We start from the raw sequence: 16,846 nt of genomic DNA on the forward strand, positions 1-16,846 counted from the left end.
TTTGCATATTCGCCATTCTATCCGCATAGAATGCGGTATGAAAACGACCAAACTGCTATCTATAATACCGACGCTGCTGCTGGCGCTGATCTGCCTGTGCGCGGCGGCGAAAAACACGGGCGAGCCGATAATCGCGGAGCTGCTGCTGACGGCGGCTCCGCTTTCCGCGCCGTCGGACGAGCCGCGCGAGCCGTCGCCGGCGCAGGGCTACGAGGAGACCGCGCTGCCGCCCGCGCCGCCCGCCGTGCAGACGGAGGCGATCGCGCCCGCGAACGCCGACGCCGGCTCCTACGAGCACGCCGTCCGCGAAATGAGCATCCTGCGCGGAACGAGCGAAAACGACTCATCCAAGGTGCATTTTTCAAACCGCACGGATTATAATATAGACATAAACGACTTCGTCGCCGCCGGCCCGGCCTTCGCGCTCGCGGAAACCGACGAGCCGCAGGTGCTTATCGTACACACTCACGCGACGGAGGCGTATCTGCCCGCCGAAGCGCCCGGCGTCAACGGCTCCTCGGCGCGGCGCAGCACCTCGCCGGACGAAAACATGGTCGCCGTCGGCGAACGCCTTATCGCCGCGCTCGAAGCGGGCGGCGTGAAGTGCCTTCACGACGTCTCCTTCCACGACCACCCGGCGTATTCGCACTCCTACGACCGCGCCGCGAAAAGCATAAAGTCATACCTCGAACGGTACCCGTCGATAAAGATCGTCGTCGACGTCCACCGCGACGCGATCTGGAAGGACGACGGCACGCGCGTCAAGCCGACCGTGCTCGTCGACGGCAAAAAGGCGGCGCAGATAATGATAATCAGCGGCACCGACAAGGGCGGCCTGACCTTCGACTCGTGGCGCGAAAACCTCGGCTTCGCCGCCGCGCTGCAGTACGCGGGCGACCGTATGTACCCCGGGCTGCTCCGCCCGCTGAACGTCGCCGCCGCGCGCTACAATATGCATTTCACCTCCGGCTCGCTGCTCTTCGAGGTCGGCAGCGACGTCAACACGCTCGACGAGGCGCTGTACTCCGCCGAGCTGATGGGCAGGGTGATGCTGGACGTTCTGAAAAAATAAGGAGAAACCGAAACGAAAAGAAACGCAGCCGTGTTCCTCGCGGCGTTCGTCATATCCGCCGTCCTGCTCGCGGGCGCCGCCTGCGCGCTCTGTCTTAAGCAGGAGGCCGGCCTCGCGGAGAGCGTCGAGCAGACGCTCGGCGAAGCGGTGAAGTCGCTTGACTCCGCGCCCCGCATCGGCGAAAGCATGGACGAAAAAACCGCGGAGACCGTAGTCGCCGCGGCCGATATCATTCTCGATACGCTCCCGCCGCTGAAACGCCTTGCGCTTTCGGTGCTGCTGCGGGGCGTTTTCGCGCTGCCCGCGCCGTAGGCGCCTGAGGCGCGGGAACTCTATAAGCCTTCCCCTTGAGGGGAAGGTGGCTTGCCGACGTGAAACGACGGCAAGACGGATGAGGTGTCGCCGCGAAGCGGCGCCTGTCATCCTGAGCGAGCGAAGCGAGTCGAAGGATCTTGTCGGTAACGGACGTATAAAACAAAAAGTGTGCAGTCGAAAACGGAAATGACCGTTCGCTTTCTACCGCACACTTTATTATTCAACAATGCCTCGTCTTTAAGATCCTTCGGCTTCGCAGCCGTTGGCTGCTCCGCTCAGGATGACAGCGGCGAAGCCGCATTCCGTCGGTTGCCGGCTGCGTGATTTCGCGGGCGATCAAGATCGCCCCTGAGGCGCGGCGGATAGTGAATAGGTAATAAAAAATTGCCGGAGCGATCCGGCAATTTTATTTTTCGGTCAGCGCGTGGATTCCGCCGCGAAGCTATACCGCCTTCGCCTTCTCGTCGAGGAAGGGGAGCGAGCGGTCGAGCTCTCTGTCGAGCACGAAGGAGGCCTCCTCGCGCAGCAGCTTCTCGGCGTCCTTCAAAAAGCGCTCGTCGCCGACGTGGAGCTTCTTGCCGATATCGAACTGCCTGTCGCGGTGTACGCGTATCGCCTTTATCAGCGCAAGGGCGGTCTCGCGGTCGTTATCCGCGAGCGCGGCGGCGCAGCGCGCCTTGCGTTCGTCCTCGTCCTCGATCCAGAGCGGCTCGATGGAGGCGAACTTCTTTGCGAGCGCCTTGATTCCGGCTTCGGTAATAAGCGGGCGCATCCTGCCGACGAGCTTCTCGTTATCCGTCGGCACGAAAAGGGTGGAGCGTCCGTTATAAACGGGCTTGAGGACGTAATAATCCTTCTTCTCGCCCGTAATATCCATCTGCGTTATACCGTCGATACGGCAGACTCCGTTGACTCCGTAAATCACGGTTTCGCCCCGGCTGAACATTTCTCCACATCCTTTCCGGAAAAAGCTTATAACTCCCCACACTTTCACTTTTGTATCACAATTATATCACGTTTTCAATAAAAAAGGAATATGCAAATTGAATAAAAATCAGCTTTTTTGCGATATTTTTCTTTGTTCAAGACGCGCAGACCGCCGAAAACGGCGTTATTCTGCGAAAAACGCCCGTTTCCGCTTGACATAAAACGCCATTCGGTTGTATAATGTACGCGTTCGAAAAAAACACAAAAACGGAGGAAAAAACAATGAGTGAACTCAAAGGCGCATGTATCATAGGCCAGTCCGGCGGACCGACTTCCGTCATCAACGCCAGCGCGTACGGCGCGATCAAGACCGCGCTCGAGACCGAGTGCATCACCGCCGTCTACGGCGCGGAGCACGGCATCAAGGGCGTGCTCGACGACAAGCTTCTCGACATGGGCAAGGAGGACCCGAAGGAGCTGGAGTATATGAAATACACCCCCTCTTCCGCGCTCGGCAGCTGCCGCTACAAGCTGAAGAACGCCGAAGACGACGACACCGACTACAAGCGCATCCTCGAGATATTCAAGAAGTACAACGTCCGCTATTTCTTCTATAACGGCGGCAACGACTCCATGGATACCTGCAACAAGATATCCAAGTATATGGCGAAATCCGGCTGGGAATGCAGAGTCATGGGCATCCCGAAGACGATCGACAACGACCTCGCCGGCACCGATCACTGCCCCGGCTACGCCTCCGCGGCGAAGTACATCGCCACCTCCGTTATGGAGATCTACCGCGACGCCCGCGTTTACGACACCGGCATGATCACCGTCATCGAGGCGATGGGCAGAAACGCCGGCTGGCTGACCGCCGCCGCCTCCCTCGCGAACTACAAGGGCAACGGCGCGGATCTCATCTACCTGCCGGAAGTCGACTTCGACCTCGACGCTTTCCTTGATAAGGTCGAGGAGATCTACAAGAAGAACGGCAAGTGCATCGCCGTCGTTTCCGAAGGCATCAAGGATAAGAACGGCAAATACATCTCCGAATACGGCGCGGAAAACCTCGCCAAAGACAGCTTCGGCCACTCGCAGCTGGGCGGCCTCGCCTCCTTCCTCGCGAACGCCGCCAAGGCGCGCACGGGCGCGAAGGTACGCGGCATCGAGCTTTCGCTGCTGCAGCGCTGCGCCGCGCACTGCGCCTCCCAGACCGACATCGACGAGTCCTTCGCCGCCGGCAAGGCCGCGGTGGAATACGCCGTCGCCGGCACGACCGACCGCATGGTCGGCTTCGAGCGCAGCTATGAGAACGGTCAGTATAAGTGCAACATCAAGCTCTTCGGTCTGACCGAGGTCGCGAACGCCGAGAAGAAGGTCCCGCTCGACTGGCTCAACGAGACCAAGGACGGCCTGAACGAGAAGTTCGTCGAATACGCGCTGCCGCTGATCCAGGGCGAAACCAAGCTCCCGAAGGAAGACGGCCTCCCGCGCTTCGTCCGGCTCAAAAAGGTCTACGCGAAGTAATAAAATAACGCACAGCTTCGGGCACCTCCCTCAGACGAGGGAGGTGTCATTTTTTGCTCGCAAAAAATGACGGAGGGAGTGAAAACTGCCGCGCAAGCGGCAATATCACTATCGCGTCAGCGATAATATCACCGCCGACGGAGTCGGCGCCCGCGGTTCCCATGTGCAAGGGGAGCCGTCGAGGCCTGCGCGGCAGGGCGAGACTGAGGGGTTGTCGGCTGCCGAAACCGTAGGGACGAGCATCGCTCGTCCGGCGGCGAAGCCGCGCCGTAGGGGCGATTATCAATCGCCCGCAAACCTTGCCGCCGGCAGCCGTTTCCGTTTTTATCGCCGACTCACCGCAGGTTCCGCACGTTGTCATCCTGAGCGAGCGAAGCGAGTCGAAGGATCTTGAAGGTAACGGCTGTAATAAACCCAAAAGTGTGAAGTCGAAAACGGACATAACAGTTCGCTTTTTGCACACACTTTGTTTTTTAATACTGCCTCGTCTTTAAGATCCTTCGACTTCGCAGCCGTTGGCTGCTCCGCTCAGGATGACAGCGGCGAAGCCGCGGCTTCGTTGTCTGCGCAGCGGGCTTTTAATTATCTCTCCTTCAGTTTTTGTTATCCGCGCTTCAGTTTTTGCGTCAAACCGATTGAATTATATCGAAACATAAACTATAATGAACACAACGGCACGCGAAATAAAACGAACGGGGGGCAATATGATACCGCAGACCATAGGCCGCGAATACGACGTCGGAAAGCTTGCGCCGGTGCAGTGCGTGAAGGACGATACGCTGAAAGACCTTGACATAAAGGATAATTGCTTCCTGCTTCTTATCGTGCGCGAAGGCGCGGCGCGTTTCCGCGTGGGGAACAGATCGTTTGAAGCGGCGGGCCCCTGCTTCGTCTGCTTCGACGAACGCGAGAGCCCGCGGCTGATAAAAAAGCGCGGGCTGAAATGCGACGCGGTCTATTTTCACCCGTCGTTCCTTAACGTCAATATGACCTTCAAGCTCGTCCACAGCAGCAGCTACAGTCGGGTGGCGCTGAGCCACGACCTGTTCCTGCTGAGACCGTTCACGGACGGAGACAGATTCGTTTTCCCGCTGTTTGACGAGCACGGCGAAAGCGTCCGCCGCTTGTTTGAGAAGATTGAGAACGAGCTGATCGAGCAGAAGGACTGGTATTGGTCGTGCAGATGCAGGTCATGGTTTATGGAAATGATACTTATCCTCGAGAGAGTATACGAATTTTTCGGGGAGGATGGTACCGATGCGTCAACAGACAGTATCGTCGATCCGCATTTGAGAGACGCGGTCGTCTATATCGAGAGCAATTATCAGGAGAGCATCACCGTGGAGAGCATCAGCAAGGCGGCGTCGATGAACCACTCCACTCTGAATGAGCTTTTCAAGGAGGAGTTCGATACGACGCCGATGGGATACCTGTGGCAATACAGGGTGGACGTTGCGAAAAAGCATCTGGAGTTCACCAACCTGCCGATCAAGGATATATCGCTGCGCTGCGGATTCAAAACGACGCAGCACTTCGTCAGGAAGTTCGGCGAGCTCACCGGCGCCACTCCGGCGGATTTCAGAGAAGCGGCGGTCGCCGAGCGCAAGGCGGCGTTCAAATAAAACGCTCGCCGGCGTTTGCCGAACTGCCGAATCGTATCCCGGAGGTGCAGGATATGGCTGAGAAACGTTCGAAAGCAGGTATCATATCGTGGATAGCGGTCGCGCTGATCGCTGCGGCACTGGCGGCGTTTTGTGTATGGTGGTTCGTGTCTCCGTGGGTATACCACAGGGATATGGTGATAACGTCGTTCGGCGCGCAGGATAAAAACGATCTGTGCGCGTGCTTTGGTATTACCGTCGATGACTCCGCCGAGTTTTTAAGCTTCGAGTATCACCAAAGCTTCAGAGAAACCACGTATCATATGAAGATCAAAGTGAACAGCCCTGCGCAGGCGAGGAAAACACTGTCAAACTATTCGAAGCGGGATGGGCAGGATAAAGAGTCTTTGTCGGGGAAGTATTTCCATACGGATGAATACCGTATCGGGGCTTCCGTTTCCGCCGAAAAATATTATGTCATTATTAATTTTAATGCGGATAGGTTTCTTTCGACCAAAACGTACAACCTGATGCGCGGTTATACCGACAGACAGATCGCAGCGGGCAATTATGATGAATGGCAGGGGATGTGAAATGACGGAGATTCCCGCAGGTCCGGTAATACCGACGTGGCTGTCGTTGTCGGTGGTGCTTGCCTTATCGGCGGCGCTTGTAGTGTTATATCTGGCGCGTAGAAAGAAGAATAAACGGGCATTCGCGATCCCCCTGATTTGCGGGATCGTCAGCGCGATCTCGTTCGCGGTGCCGTTCATAATCGCGTATCCGATCCGCGCAATCAGTCACGCGCTGTATTCTTCGCTTTACAAAAACCTCTCAGCATTCATATTGCCTGCCGCGCCGCTGTTCTCGCTGTTGGGGATGATCCTTTCCTTTGCCGAGCGCAGGAAAAACGCGGGCGTGAAGGTCTTGTGGTATGTGAATCTTACTATTTGCAGTCTTATCTTTTTCGCTTGTGCGGCAATGTGGTGCCTCGCTTCGGTTTGGGCATATGCCTTTGCGGGTGATGATATGGGTAAAAGGAACTCTACTATTGTATTTTTAGCTATTATAACCTTTGCGGCTGTCGTTCTTGCCTTTCTCGTTTATTTCCTGACGAAGGGGCAGTCGGTGGAAATAACCGTCGGCGGAGAGTTCCTTTCGGTCGGGCATACGTTCGGGGACGGCAATTACACAGTGGTGTGGGAGTGCGACGCGGGCTCGCTTTCTTCCGCAAGCACCGGTTCGGAGTATAAAGCGCCCTGCCAAAGCTCCTATTATCTCTATGCCGGTCTGAACGAAAACGTAATATGGTCGCCGGAAGACGACGACGGTTTTTCTTATCCGACCGCGACCGTGCGCATACGGGTTTTCAGATACAAGGATGATAGACGTTATCACAAGTGCGATAATGAGATCTATACGGATACCGTGACTGTATCGATCCGCGACGGAAGGCTGACGGAGGCGGAGAAGCGCGCTTTCGGCAATCCGGTCCGCGAGGGCTCGGACGATTGGCGGCAGATAGTATCTCCTTTCAGACAAGGGCATTATGTGGTTCTGCGTTACCGTTACGGGAAACCTTTGGTTTCGCCGGAGCGGGTCTGCTGGCAGACGAACGCCGTTTCGCTTTGCGCTGCGACGTTTCAGGATGCGCCCATATACATGGCATTCGAATATAACCCGCACCGGCTGCTGTATGAGAGCGATACGGTTTGCTATGATTTCAAAAAATTCTGCGGCGCCTATCTTGACGACAGCGACACCGAACAGTATCCGGCGGAAATAAAGATAGAAGCCTTCAAAGAAAATGCGGACGGGAACCGTTCTGACGCCGCTGCGCTTACGATAACGTATTATTATGCCGATGAATCAAAGAGATACGAATTGACGTATTCCTGATATCGGCAGAGGCGGAGAAATATCGAAGACAAGGAGAGATTGCCGTGTCGGATGGATTCTATAAGACGATGTACGGTATTTTCAGAACCGGCGAGGTCGTTCAGCCTGAGTTTGAATCGGCGCTGTCCGACCGTTTGCGCGAGCCTTACGATATGTCGGTTATCCTCACGGGGTTTGATACGCTGAAAACCGGTGAGGGTCTGACGTATGGCGATCTGTGCGTTCTGATCGACGGCAGAAAGTCGAGCAATAATACCGTAAAGGCGCTCCGCGGGCTGATCGGATCCGGCTTCGGCGGACTTAGCCTCAATTCGTCAAAATACGGCGAGTGCTTCCGTAAGCTTGCCGACGATCTCTTGAAAGAGTATTCCGAAACACCCGGGAACGAGTATAAAGACTGCGATGAAATCACAGTGAGCGTATGGGATTTTACCGCCGTGGGGATAAATCAGATCTACGGGGCGGGCTGCCGGGATGTCGGCAGGTATATGAATAAGCACTATAACGTGAGAGAAAACAGCATTGCCGGCTCCGAAGATTCGGAGTATATCGTGCTGATCGACAGGCTGAGTGATTTCGACAGAATAATCAAGCATAAAGAAAAGATCCGCAGCGCCGTTTTCGGAATAATGAAAGAATATGACCGCTTTGAGCTTTTGGAATACGACGAATTGAAAGTATCGTTTCTTCTGAAGGATTCTTTGGATCACGAGCGTTTGAGCCGATTGTTGAGGAGCTGTCCGGTTGAGAGGTTTTGACGCGGCAGGGAGGGCATCGATGAAAAAGCACGGCAAACTGATATTCGTGACGGTTGCCGCGGTGACGCTGCTCGCGCTCGCGGCGGCTGCGGCGTTCGTCTGGCCCGGCTTCCTCGTCAGCAGAAAGGCTGCGGTCGACGGCAGGTGGGTGGATGACGCATACGGAACCGTGTTCAGCTTTGACAGCGGCAAGTATTGTTTCGATAATTACACGTGTGCCTACGAGATCGACGGCGACGTTCTGATTATTGACTTTGGCGACGGGTTAACGAGAGTGTTTCATTTTGAGCTCGACGGCGACAAGCTTACGATCTACGACGGGCCCGTCGCCCGCAGTTACACCCGTTGGAAGAAGGGAGAGGAAAAGCCGACGAAGCTTACCGCTATCTACGGCGAGTGGTATAAGATATTCGCGGGCAAGTGGCTCGGCGATAAAGACAACAGTTTCGTTTTCAACGAAGACGGGACCGGAGTCTACAGATGCTACGGTTATGAGCAGGGCTTCACTTATATCATAAAAGATGACAATCTCGTCATCACGGGCAGCGGGGGAGTCAGCGGTCGTATTGTTTATTATATCTTTTGGTTCGACGGCGACACGCTATTCGTTCAGGACAGCTTCGGCGCTCGGGCGTCCTTCCACCGCGAAGGGGCGGAGAACAAAATGGCGGAATGACTCCGTTGGTGATATGAGTGCCTTGTATACGCAGATGTTTTGCCGGTTCGTCAAAGGGGGATTATTATGAAAAAGAAATATATCGGCGTATTTTCCCGTATATGCGGTGCGTTCAGCGTGCTGCTGTTTGTATTTTTGTCCATATTTATCTATATGTTGGCTTCCGGTTCGATCCCTCGGTGGATGCTGGGAAACACGGTGATCTATGCTTCGGCAGCGGCAGCTGTTTTTTCGATCACAGGCATCGTGTTGTCTCTTGTTGAACGCAGGACGAATACTAATGTTAAGCTATTTTGGTATGTGAATCTGTTTGAATGTTGTCTGACTTTTATGACCTATGCTTTGTGGTGGCTTTACACGATGCTCGTTGCGGGCGGCAGTTATTATGAAGGAACAAGGGGAACCGTGAGACTGATAATGTTTATCATCGCGCTTGCATTTCCCGTTATCCTCGGTGCAGTCGTGTATCTTGCGGCAAAATGGCTGTCGGCAAAACCGAAGCCGGCAGAGAAGGAGCCAGAATGAAAAGAAGCATAGCCGCGAAGCTGACGGATTCGCTGTAAAACTGTGATGTAATAATACATAAACCGTGTTGTTGCCGTAATTTGTCACTGACAAATTACGGCAACACTTGTTTTATCCGCGAAAATCTGCTATAATCGTTATGAAAACACGAAAGGGGCGCGCGATATGGATAACAGAGTACGGCTTTACGAAGACGGCAAATACCGCTGGGTCTACGAGATGTCGCTTTTCAAAAACCCGACGGTATTCCTGCTGCTCATCAAGATCTTTTCGTTCATCTTCCTCGGGATGTTCGTTCTGATGACGCTGATCGGCATGGGTGATTCGGATTTCTGGTGGAGCGGATTTTTGAGCAACCTCAAGATATTCGGCATCATCTTCGCCGGAATGATCGTGCTGGTGGGTATCGGTTACCTCATCTACGCCGCGATCATGGGAGGCAAATACGTCGTCGAGTTCGAGATGGACGATAACGGCGTCAACCACAGGCAGACCGAGAAGCAGGCGAAGAAGGCGCGCGGCATCGGCGCCGCGGCCGCGGTGATAGGCGCCGCCGCCGGACGTCCCGGCACGGTCGGCGCGGGGCTCGCGGCGACGCGCACGGAGATGTATTCCGAGTTCGCGAAGGTGCGCAGGGTCAAGGCGTACCCCCGCCGCGGACTGCTGAAGGTCAACGCCGGGCTCAATCACAATCAGGTCTACGCCGCGCCGGAGGACTTCGAGTTCGTCCGCGGGTTTATAGTTTCGCACTGCCCGAATTTGAAGTGAGCGCGAGGGTTGTCATCCTGAGCGGAGCGATGCGAAGCATCGCGCCCGTAGGGACGAGCACCGCTCGTCCGTGCATTCTCGCACCCGCGCCGCCCTTTGTCATCCTGAGCGGAGCAGCCGCGGGCTGCGAAGTCGAAGGATCTTGTCGGTAACGTTAATAACAAAAGAAAAAGTGTGCAGTCGAAAACGTGACTCTACCGTTCGTTTTCTTCCGCACACTTATATTTTTGACAAAAACTCGTCTTTAAGATCCTTCGGCTGCGCGTGCTTCGCCCGCTCCGCTCAGGATGACAGATCGACCGCTGCGTTCCGTGAGATCCTTCGCCTCCGCTCAGGATGACAAACCTATCGGCGCTTGCGTTTGCTCACTTAGTTCGCAGCTGACCTACCGGCGCGGACCAGTCGAGCGGTACGGGGTCGGAGGGGGAGCTTTCGAGCTTCACCTCGCGGCGCTCGGCGCTGCTGCGGACGAAGCCGTCCATTATCTCCAGCACGTGCAGCCCGAGGCGGCCGGAGGCGTTGTTCACGCGCCCCTCCTCAAGCGCGAGCGCGAGCTCGGAAACGCCCATCCCGCGCATATTCTCCACGTAGCCAGAGACGAGCGGAACGTCGTGGAAGTCCATATTATCAAGCGTCGCGACCTTGACGTCGCCGCCGAAGTTGTTCGGGTCGGGCGCGTTCAGCGAGCCGTCGGTGCCGTAAATCTGCATTATCGGCATCCAGTGGTTCCATACGTCGAAGCTGGTCACGAGCGTGACGATCGCGCCGTTCGCGAAGCGGATCAGCCCCGCGTCGTGCGTGTCGACCTTCACCGGGATCACCTCGCCGCGCCTCGGCTCGCTGCCGATGACGCGGGTGTCGCTGCCGCGTCCGCAGTAGGCGAAGACGCTCTCCGCCCTGCCGAGCATGCGCACGAGCGCGGTGACGTAGTACGGGCCCATGTCGAACAGCGGCCCGCCGCCGTAGTCGTAGTAGAAATCGGGCGAGGGATGCCAGCCCTCGTGCCCGTGGCACATCATGAACGCCGAGCCCGCGACGGGTCTGCCTATCGCGCCGCTCTTTATCTGCTCGCAGCAGGTCTGTATGCCCGCGCCGAGGAAGGTATCCGGCGCGCAGCCGACGTAAAGCCCCTTGCTTTCGGCGAGCTCGATCAGCTCCTTGCCCTCGGCGTAGGTCAGCGCGAGCGGCTTTTCGACGTAGACGTGCTTGCCGGCGAGCAGGGCTTTTTTGTTTATGGAGTAGTGGCTCAGCGGAGTCGTGAGGTTGAGTATCAGGTCGATCCCGCCGTCCGCGAGCATTTCGTCGAGCGTCATCACGCGGACGCCGTAGCGTTCCGCCTTCTCTCGCGCGCGGCCTTCGTCGAGGTCCGCGACGGCGGCGACTGTGACGTTTTTGAACCTGCCCGTGAGGTTATCGAGATAGATGCCGCTGATGTTGCCGCATCCGACTATGCCTATATTCATACCGTTACCTCGCTGCGTAAAGGAATCCGCGGCGCATCAGCTCCCGCGCCTGCGGTATGTCGAAGGTGTATCTGTTGTGCCCGACGCTCAGATAGAAGACGCGCCCCTCGCCCCAGCGCTTCGTGAAGCAGGCGGGAACGTCCACCGGTCCGTTGACGGAGTGGTGCCAGTCGGCGGTGGGGAAGCGGGTAGTCGCCAGCACGTTGACCGCGGGGTCGACGTGCAGGTAATACTGTTCGCTCGTTATCTCGAAGTCGTCTATGCCGTCGGTTATCGGGTCGGGGTTGGCGCGGTTAATCTTCACCGTATAGGTGACCTCGCCGCCCGGGTGCGCGACGAACTGCGCGCCGGTGACGAACTGCCACAGATCGCAGTTTCTGAAGGCGTCGCAGAGCCCCGCGTGGCATCCGGCGATGCCGACTCCGGAGGCGACCGCCTCGCTGACGTTCCAGGCGCCGTCGCCGGAGATGTCGCCCATCGTCCAGTCCGGCACGAGCAGGTCGTACTGCCTCAGGTCGCCCTCATACGCTTTCAGGTCGTCCGAGCGGTCGACCTCGAAGCCTTCTTTGCGGAGTATCTCTTCAAAGACGTCCGCGACGCCGACGGGATCGTGTCCGTCCCACCCGCCGTAAACGATAAGTGCTTTTTTCATGGCTCTGCCTCCTTGCGTTTCGTTATGTCATTATTGAAATCAAAGCTCGTTTTCGGGCTGAGTCTCTTCGGCCGCGGCCGCGTTCCCCTCCGCCTGCTCCGCGCCGAGCTTGCAGATGCAGGAGCCGGTGAGAAGCAGCGCGCCGGTCAGTATCGTCAGCGCGCCGGAGAAGTTTATCTCGGCGAGGTCGGGATGCGTCAGCTTCATGATGCCGTAGAAGATTCCCGCGGCGGCGTACGCGCCGATGGGGATGAATATCGCGAGCAGTCCGAGGCGTTTGAGCTCGGCGGCTCCGCCGAAGGTGAAGGGCGTGCCGTCCTTCAGCTCGCGCTTGAAGTAGTTGATCGCGAACTTCGAGAGTACCGCTTCGCCGGCGCTGATTATCACTCCGCATATCAGCGCGGTGAGCATGTAGTCCGCGGTCAGCGCGACCGCGCCCCCGTCGAACTTCACGAGGTATCTGTTGACGAAATCGACCATACCGCCGCCGACGATCCCGGTCAGCAGCGCTCCGATCGCGCAGAGCGCGCCGGCGACGATCGAGCAGATGAAAACTATCGTGCTGAGTATTCTGCCCGCTTTCGCGAGCCCCTGAACTGTTTTCAGTGATTTCATGTTTGTTCCTCCGAAAAGGCCGTTTATTTCGGCGCCGCGCCGATAAACCCATTTTAGTCCAAATGCACGAAAAAGTCAACGGCGAACGCGTCATTTCACGCCTCCGCGGTGCGACTATCGGCAGAATGCACAAAAAACCGCGCGCGATTTTGTGCAAAATCACGATGAAAACGGCGGTTTTCACAACACTATGAAAAAATTATCAAAAAAGATTGGTTTTACATCTTGCGAAAAGTGTGTTATTATAATATTGCTACCAAGCTAACAAGCGCTCACGCGCCGAAATAGGAGGATAATCAATGGCAAGCGTAACCTTGAAAGAAATCTACAAAAAGTATCCCGGCGGAGTTATGGCCGTTTCCGACTTCAACCTGGAGATAAAGGACAAGGAATTCATCATCCTCGTCGGCCCCTCCGGCTGCGGAAAGTCCACCACCCTGCGTATGATCGCCGGTCTCGAGGAGATCACCAGCGGCGAGCTGCTCATCGACAACAAGCTCGTCAACGACGTCGCCCCGAAGGACAGAGACATCGCGATGGTCTTCCAGAACTACGCCCTTTATCCGCATATGACGGTTTTCGACAACATGGCGTTCGGCCTGAAGCTGCGCAAGACTCCTAAGGAGGAGATCAAGCGCCGCGTCGCGGAGGCCGCCCGCATCCTCGATATCGAGCACCTGCTCGACAGAAAGCCGAAGGCTCTTTCCGGCGGTCAGCGCCAGAGAGTCGCGCTCGGACGCGCTATCGTCCGTGAGCCGAAGGTCTTCCTTCTCGACGAGCCGCTGTCCAACCTGGACGCGAAGCTCCGCGCGCAGATGCGCACCGAGCTTTCCAAGCTGCACAAGAGCATCGGCACGACCTTTATCTACGTTACCCACGACCAGACCGAAGCCATGACGATGGCGGACCGCATCGTCGTCATGAAGGACGGTCTCATCCAGCAGGTCGATACTCCTCAGAACCTCTACGACAAGCCGGTCAACACCTTCGTCGCCGGATTCATCGGCTCCCCGCAGATGAACTTCATCGACGCGAAGCTGGACGAGGAGAACGGCACCTACTACGCCGTCTTCGGCAAAGACAGAGACGTCTACCGCCTGAAGCTGCCGGAGAGCAAGAACCGCCGCGACTGCCTGAAGCCCTACATAGACAAGGACATCATCCTCGGCATCCGTCCGGAGCACATCCACGACGAGCCCGAGCTGCTTGAGAAGCACGCCGACGGTCTCCTTACCGCCGACGTCGAGGTCACCGAGCTCATGGGCGCGGAGATCTATCTCTACGTCAACGTCGTCGGCAACGCGATCACCGCGCGCGTCGACTCCACCTCGCAGGCCCGCTCCGGCGACAAGATCAAAATGGCGATCGATATGAACCGCGTCCACATCTTCGACAAAGAAACCGAGCAGACCATCAGCAATTGACGGCCGCACAGCCGGTTTCCGCAGGGGCGATTATCAATCGCCCGCAAAGCCTTCCCCTTGAGGGGAAGGTGGCGCGCAGCGCCGGATGAGGTGTAGCCGCGAAGCGGCGTCGCCCGTCATCCTGAGCGAGCGCGTAAGCGCGAGTCGAAGGACCCCCCAATTAAATATCAACGTAGGACAGCTCCCTCGTCTGAGGGAGCTGTCATTTTTGCATATAAGGGATTATCAGCGCGCTACAGCGAAGCAACCAGTTTCGCGGCGACGCGCAGTATCGCTAGCGCGTCGGATACGGTAATGCTACCGTCGCCGTCGGTGTCGCAGATCGCTATCATTTTGGGCGTTTCCGGTATGAGCTTCGCTGCGATACGCAGCGCGGAAAGCGCGTCCGCGACCGTTATTTTACCGTCGCCATCGGCGTCGCCCTTACTCGCCTCAAGCTTGGGGACGATCTCCATTCTCTCTTCGCCGCAAACGGTACAAGTATACGTTACAATACCGGGGGTCGTCGTTGTCGGCGCAACGGTGATCGTTCCGGAATCCCATTGATGACCGAGCGCGTCAACGTAAGTGTCGACATAGCTGTCGCCGCAGGAACAGGTATGGGTCGTATACCCCTGTTTTGTGCAGGTCGGAGGAGTCACGGCGGAGGTATAAGAATGAGTGTGCGGTGGATTGATATAAACCTCGGCTTCAGCGAAATGAGGAATGTTGCTGCCTTCTCCTATATTTATACCGTAGATGTAGACCTTCTGCCAACCTCTTTTATCTGTGCTGATATATGTCTTGAATCCGTGATCCCCGGGGATGCCGTACGCATCGTTTATATCCTGACGGTCTCCGTTCGCATAAATACCCGTATGCGGTTCAGAAGTCGGGTCACCCGCGCTTCCGCCGATGTATACATGTAATTGGATCGACATCCCGGGCTCATCGGGATCGAACGCCCATCCGCGAATGAATATTTCTCCGTCACCACCCTTAATCTCATCGCCATGCCCTATAGGACTATGATGAGTAATATTGACCCATTCTTTTGCGATCAAAGAATCATTACCCGCGCCCTTGTTGACTGCGTAGATATATACATATTGTCCGCCGACTTTATCCGTTTGTATATACGTTTTGAATCCATGATTTCCGGAAATGCCGTATGCACTGTTTATGTCATTTCGATCTCCGTTTGCAATAATGCCGGTATGACATTCGGCGTTGTCGTCTCCGGCAGGTCCGCCGATATAAACGTTTAAACCGAGCGACGCGCCCGGATCGTTGTAATCGAATGCCCATCCGCGAATGAACACTTCTCCGTCACCACCGACTATCTCGTCAGCGTGACCGATAGGATTGTTACTTGTGATACTGACCCACTCTCTGCCTATCAAAACGTTGTTGCCTTCGCCCTTGTTTATCGCATAGATACATACATATTGACCGCCGGTTTTATTGGTTTTAATATATGTTTTATATCCGTGATTCCCGGGGACACTATAAGAATTATTTATATCCTGACGGTCTCCGTCAGCATAAATACCTGTATGGACTTCTGCATCCGGGTCATCCGCGTATCCGCCGATATACACGTGTAATTGAAGCGACGCGCCCGGATCATCATAGTCGAACGCCCATCCGCGAATGAATACTTCTCCGTCACCACCGACTATCTCGTCGGCGTGACCTATGGGGTTGTGGTTAGTTACAGTAACATGCTCATGCCATCCCCAACCTAAATAGTGGTTACCCCAAAAGTTCCCTTCATAGCTGTCATTATAGAAAGAACTAATCCTGATTTTTTCACCTGACGCATTCAGAAATTTTCCGTTTCCAAGATAAATGCCTATATGGCCAAGGCTGTATCCCGCATCGTCAAAAAATACATCCGCGCCTACAGGTATATTATCCATCGAGGTCGATACTCTGAATTTGTCACAGTAGTTATAAGCGTTCCCATAACCGTATGATCCCTGAAACCCTAATCCGTATTTCCCATCAGGGAACTGATGGGTGCTCGACCAGAAATCAGAAACAAACAGAAGACAATAGGTATGTTGACCGTCATTGTATCTCCAGTCGGTTTTACCATTCAGTTCATTAGCTCTGGCGATGACTTGTTCTGCCGTAACGGATGATGTCTGCATGTCAGCAGAAACTGATATCACACTTCCCGGCAGCAGCGCGAGGAGCAGCGTCGCTGTGATGAGAATTGATAATGTTTTTCTTAATGTGTTTTTTGTCATTGTGTCCTCTCCTTTTCACATTCTTCTCAATAAAAAAATGCGTGGCACGAAGCCACGCACGAAAAACGCGAAGCTTCGTTGTTGCCACACAACCTTCGCTCCCCAACAGGTGCGAAAAGAAGCACGCGTTTTTACCATAATAAAAACGCACACTGTTGGGGGAAAAAGAACTATTAGGTTGTGTGGCATAACTACTATAACATCATAACTTGATTTTGTCAATGACTTATTGCGCAAAAAGGTTTTCTAGCAGGGAACCAAGGCGCCTGCGGCGGCGACACCTCATCCGTCATCGCCGCCTGCGGCGACGCTGACACCTTCCCCTCAAGGGGAAGGCGCGCCGCGCTCCCGAAAAAACTTCTCAAAAAATCAAAAATATCCTTCAATATG

Annotated in this window: 16 protein-coding genes; 11 read left to right on the plus strand and 5 right to left on the minus strand. The window is 55.6% G+C overall.

Annotation, left to right across the window (positions count from 1 at the left end):
* The first annotated feature begins 37 nt into the window (after positions 1-37).
* Together J5441_01825 and J5441_01830 are read left to right on the plus strand one after the other, a co-directional pair.
* A complete protein-coding gene (locus J5441_01825; protein ID MBO4933892.1) occupies positions 38-1,072 on the plus strand; it encodes a stage II sporulation protein P in 1,035 nt (344 codons plus the stop codon).
* Between the two features lie 30 nt (positions 1,073-1,102).
* Positions 1,103-1,384, plus strand: a complete 282-nt coding sequence (locus J5441_01830) for a hypothetical protein (protein MBO4933893.1) — start codon at positions 1,103-1,105, stop codon at positions 1,382-1,384.
* 445 nt (positions 1,385-1,829) lie between these two features.
* On the opposite strand, the gene J5441_01835 is transcribed toward J5441_01830, so the two are convergent.
* Positions 1,830-2,333, minus strand: coding sequence for a CarD family transcriptional regulator (locus J5441_01835; GenBank protein MBO4933894.1), 504 nt, complete (start codon positions 2,331-2,333; stop codon positions 1,830-1,832).
* A 263-nt stretch (positions 2,334-2,596) separates the two neighbouring features.
* Here J5441_01835 and J5441_01840 point away from each other — a divergent pair, with 263 nt between their 5' ends.
* The 8 genes from J5441_01840 (at position 2,597) to J5441_01875 (ending at position 10,068) form a co-directional block, all read left to right on the plus strand.
* Positions 2,597-3,841, plus strand: coding sequence for a 6-phosphofructokinase (locus J5441_01840; protein MBO4933895.1), 1,245 nt, complete (start codon positions 2,597-2,599; stop codon positions 3,839-3,841).
* Positions 3,842-4,545: 704 nt separating this feature from the next.
* Entirely contained in the window at positions 4,546-5,463 is a 918-nt protein-coding gene (locus J5441_01845) for a helix-turn-helix transcriptional regulator (protein MBO4933896.1), read from the plus strand.
* A gap of 53 nt (positions 5,464-5,516) precedes the next feature.
* Complete coding sequence (locus J5441_01850) at positions 5,517-6,035, plus strand: hypothetical protein (GenBank protein ID MBO4933897.1); 519 nt, start codon at positions 5,517-5,519, stop codon at positions 6,033-6,035.
* 436 nt (positions 6,036-6,471) lie between these two features.
* The gene (locus J5441_01855) at positions 6,472-7,341 is read left to right on the plus strand and encodes a hypothetical protein (protein MBO4933898.1); all 870 of its coding nucleotides are present in this window, start codon (positions 6,472-6,474) and stop codon (positions 7,339-7,341) included.
* Between the two features lie 44 nt (positions 7,342-7,385).
* A complete protein-coding gene (locus J5441_01860) occupies positions 7,386-8,099 on the plus strand; it encodes a hypothetical protein (GenBank protein ID MBO4933899.1) in 714 nt (237 codons plus the stop codon).
* A gap of 19 nt (positions 8,100-8,118) precedes the next feature.
* Positions 8,119-8,775: a hypothetical protein gene (locus J5441_01865; GenBank protein MBO4933900.1), complete on the plus strand. Its 657-nt coding sequence runs from the start codon at positions 8,119-8,121 to the stop codon at positions 8,773-8,775.
* A 66-nt stretch (positions 8,776-8,841) separates the two neighbouring features.
* On the plus strand, positions 8,842-9,300 hold the full coding sequence (locus J5441_01870) for a hypothetical protein (GenBank protein MBO4933901.1): 459 nt from the start codon (positions 8,842-8,844) through the stop codon (positions 9,298-9,300).
* Between the two features lie 165 nt (positions 9,301-9,465).
* Complete coding sequence (locus J5441_01875) at positions 9,466-10,068, plus strand: hypothetical protein (GenBank protein MBO4933902.1); 603 nt, start codon at positions 9,466-9,468, stop codon at positions 10,066-10,068.
* Positions 10,069-10,433: 365 nt separating this feature from the next.
* Here J5441_01875 and J5441_01880 read toward each other — a convergent pair whose 3' ends face one another.
* From J5441_01880 to J5441_01890, 3 genes are read right to left on the minus strand one after another with little or no spacing between them, the layout of a single operon-like run.
* The gene (locus J5441_01880; GenBank protein ID MBO4933903.1) at positions 10,434-11,531 is read right to left on the minus strand and encodes a Gfo/Idh/MocA family oxidoreductase; all 1,098 of its coding nucleotides are present in this window, start codon (positions 11,529-11,531) and stop codon (positions 10,434-10,436) included.
* A 4-nt stretch (positions 11,532-11,535) separates the two neighbouring features.
* Entirely contained in the window at positions 11,536-12,183 is a 648-nt protein-coding gene (locus tag J5441_01885; protein MBO4933904.1) for a ThuA domain-containing protein, read from the minus strand.
* Between the two features lie 39 nt (positions 12,184-12,222).
* Positions 12,223-12,798, minus strand: a complete 576-nt coding sequence (locus J5441_01890) for a hypothetical protein (protein ID MBO4933905.1) — start codon at positions 12,796-12,798, stop codon at positions 12,223-12,225.
* A 299-nt stretch (positions 12,799-13,097) separates the two neighbouring features.
* Between J5441_01890 and ugpC the strand changes: the two genes are divergently transcribed.
* Complete coding sequence (gene ugpC / locus J5441_01895; GenBank protein ID MBO4933906.1) at positions 13,098-14,222, plus strand: sn-glycerol-3-phosphate ABC transporter ATP-binding protein UgpC; 1,125 nt, start codon at positions 13,098-13,100, stop codon at positions 14,220-14,222.
* Between the two features lie 233 nt (positions 14,223-14,455).
* On the opposite strand, the gene J5441_01900 is transcribed toward ugpC, so the two are convergent.
* On the minus strand, positions 14,456-16,456 hold the full coding sequence (locus J5441_01900) for a C40 family peptidase (GenBank protein MBO4933907.1): 2,001 nt from the start codon (positions 16,454-16,456) through the stop codon (positions 14,456-14,458).
* Positions 16,457-16,846 lie beyond the last annotated feature (390 nt).

The organism is Clostridia bacterium (assembly GCA_017620395.1).
Lineage (GTDB): Bacteria > Bacillota > Clostridia > Oscillospirales > RGIG8002 > RGIG8002.

Coding starts and splice junctions, on each gene's coding strand:
- J5441_01825 (MBO4933892.1), top strand. CDS start 38: ATGAAAACGACCAAACTGCTATCTATAATACCGACGCTGCTGCTGGCG.
- J5441_01835 (MBO4933894.1), bottom strand. CDS start 2,333: ATGTTCAGCCGGGGCGAAACCGTGATTTACGGAGTCAACGGAGTCTGC.
- J5441_01840 (MBO4933895.1), top strand. CDS start 2,597: ATGAGTGAACTCAAAGGCGCATGTATCATAGGCCAGTCCGGCGGACCG.
- J5441_01845 (MBO4933896.1), top strand. CDS start 4,546: ATGATACCGCAGACCATAGGCCGCGAATACGACGTCGGAAAGCTTGCG.
- J5441_01850 (MBO4933897.1), top strand. CDS start 5,517: ATGGCTGAGAAACGTTCGAAAGCAGGTATCATATCGTGGATAGCGGTC.
- J5441_01855 (MBO4933898.1), top strand. CDS start 6,472: ATGGGTAAAAGGAACTCTACTATTGTATTTTTAGCTATTATAACCTTT.
- J5441_01865 (MBO4933900.1), top strand. CDS start 8,119: ATGAAAAAGCACGGCAAACTGATATTCGTGACGGTTGCCGCGGTGACG.
- J5441_01870 (MBO4933901.1), top strand. CDS start 8,842: ATGAAAAAGAAATATATCGGCGTATTTTCCCGTATATGCGGTGCGTTC.
- J5441_01875 (MBO4933902.1), top strand. CDS start 9,466: ATGGATAACAGAGTACGGCTTTACGAAGACGGCAAATACCGCTGGGTC.
- J5441_01880 (MBO4933903.1), bottom strand. CDS start 11,531: ATGAATATAGGCATAGTCGGATGCGGCAACATCAGCGGCATCTATCTC.
- J5441_01885 (MBO4933904.1), bottom strand. CDS start 12,183: ATGAAAAAAGCACTTATCGTTTACGGCGGGTGGGACGGACACGATCCC.
- J5441_01890 (MBO4933905.1), bottom strand. CDS start 12,798: ATGAAATCACTGAAAACAGTTCAGGGGCTCGCGAAAGCGGGCAGAATA.
- ugpC (MBO4933906.1), top strand. CDS start 13,098: ATGGCAAGCGTAACCTTGAAAGAAATCTACAAAAAGTATCCCGGCGGA.
- J5441_01900 (MBO4933907.1), bottom strand. CDS start 16,456: ATGACAAAAAACACATTAAGAAAAACATTATCAATTCTCATCACAGCG.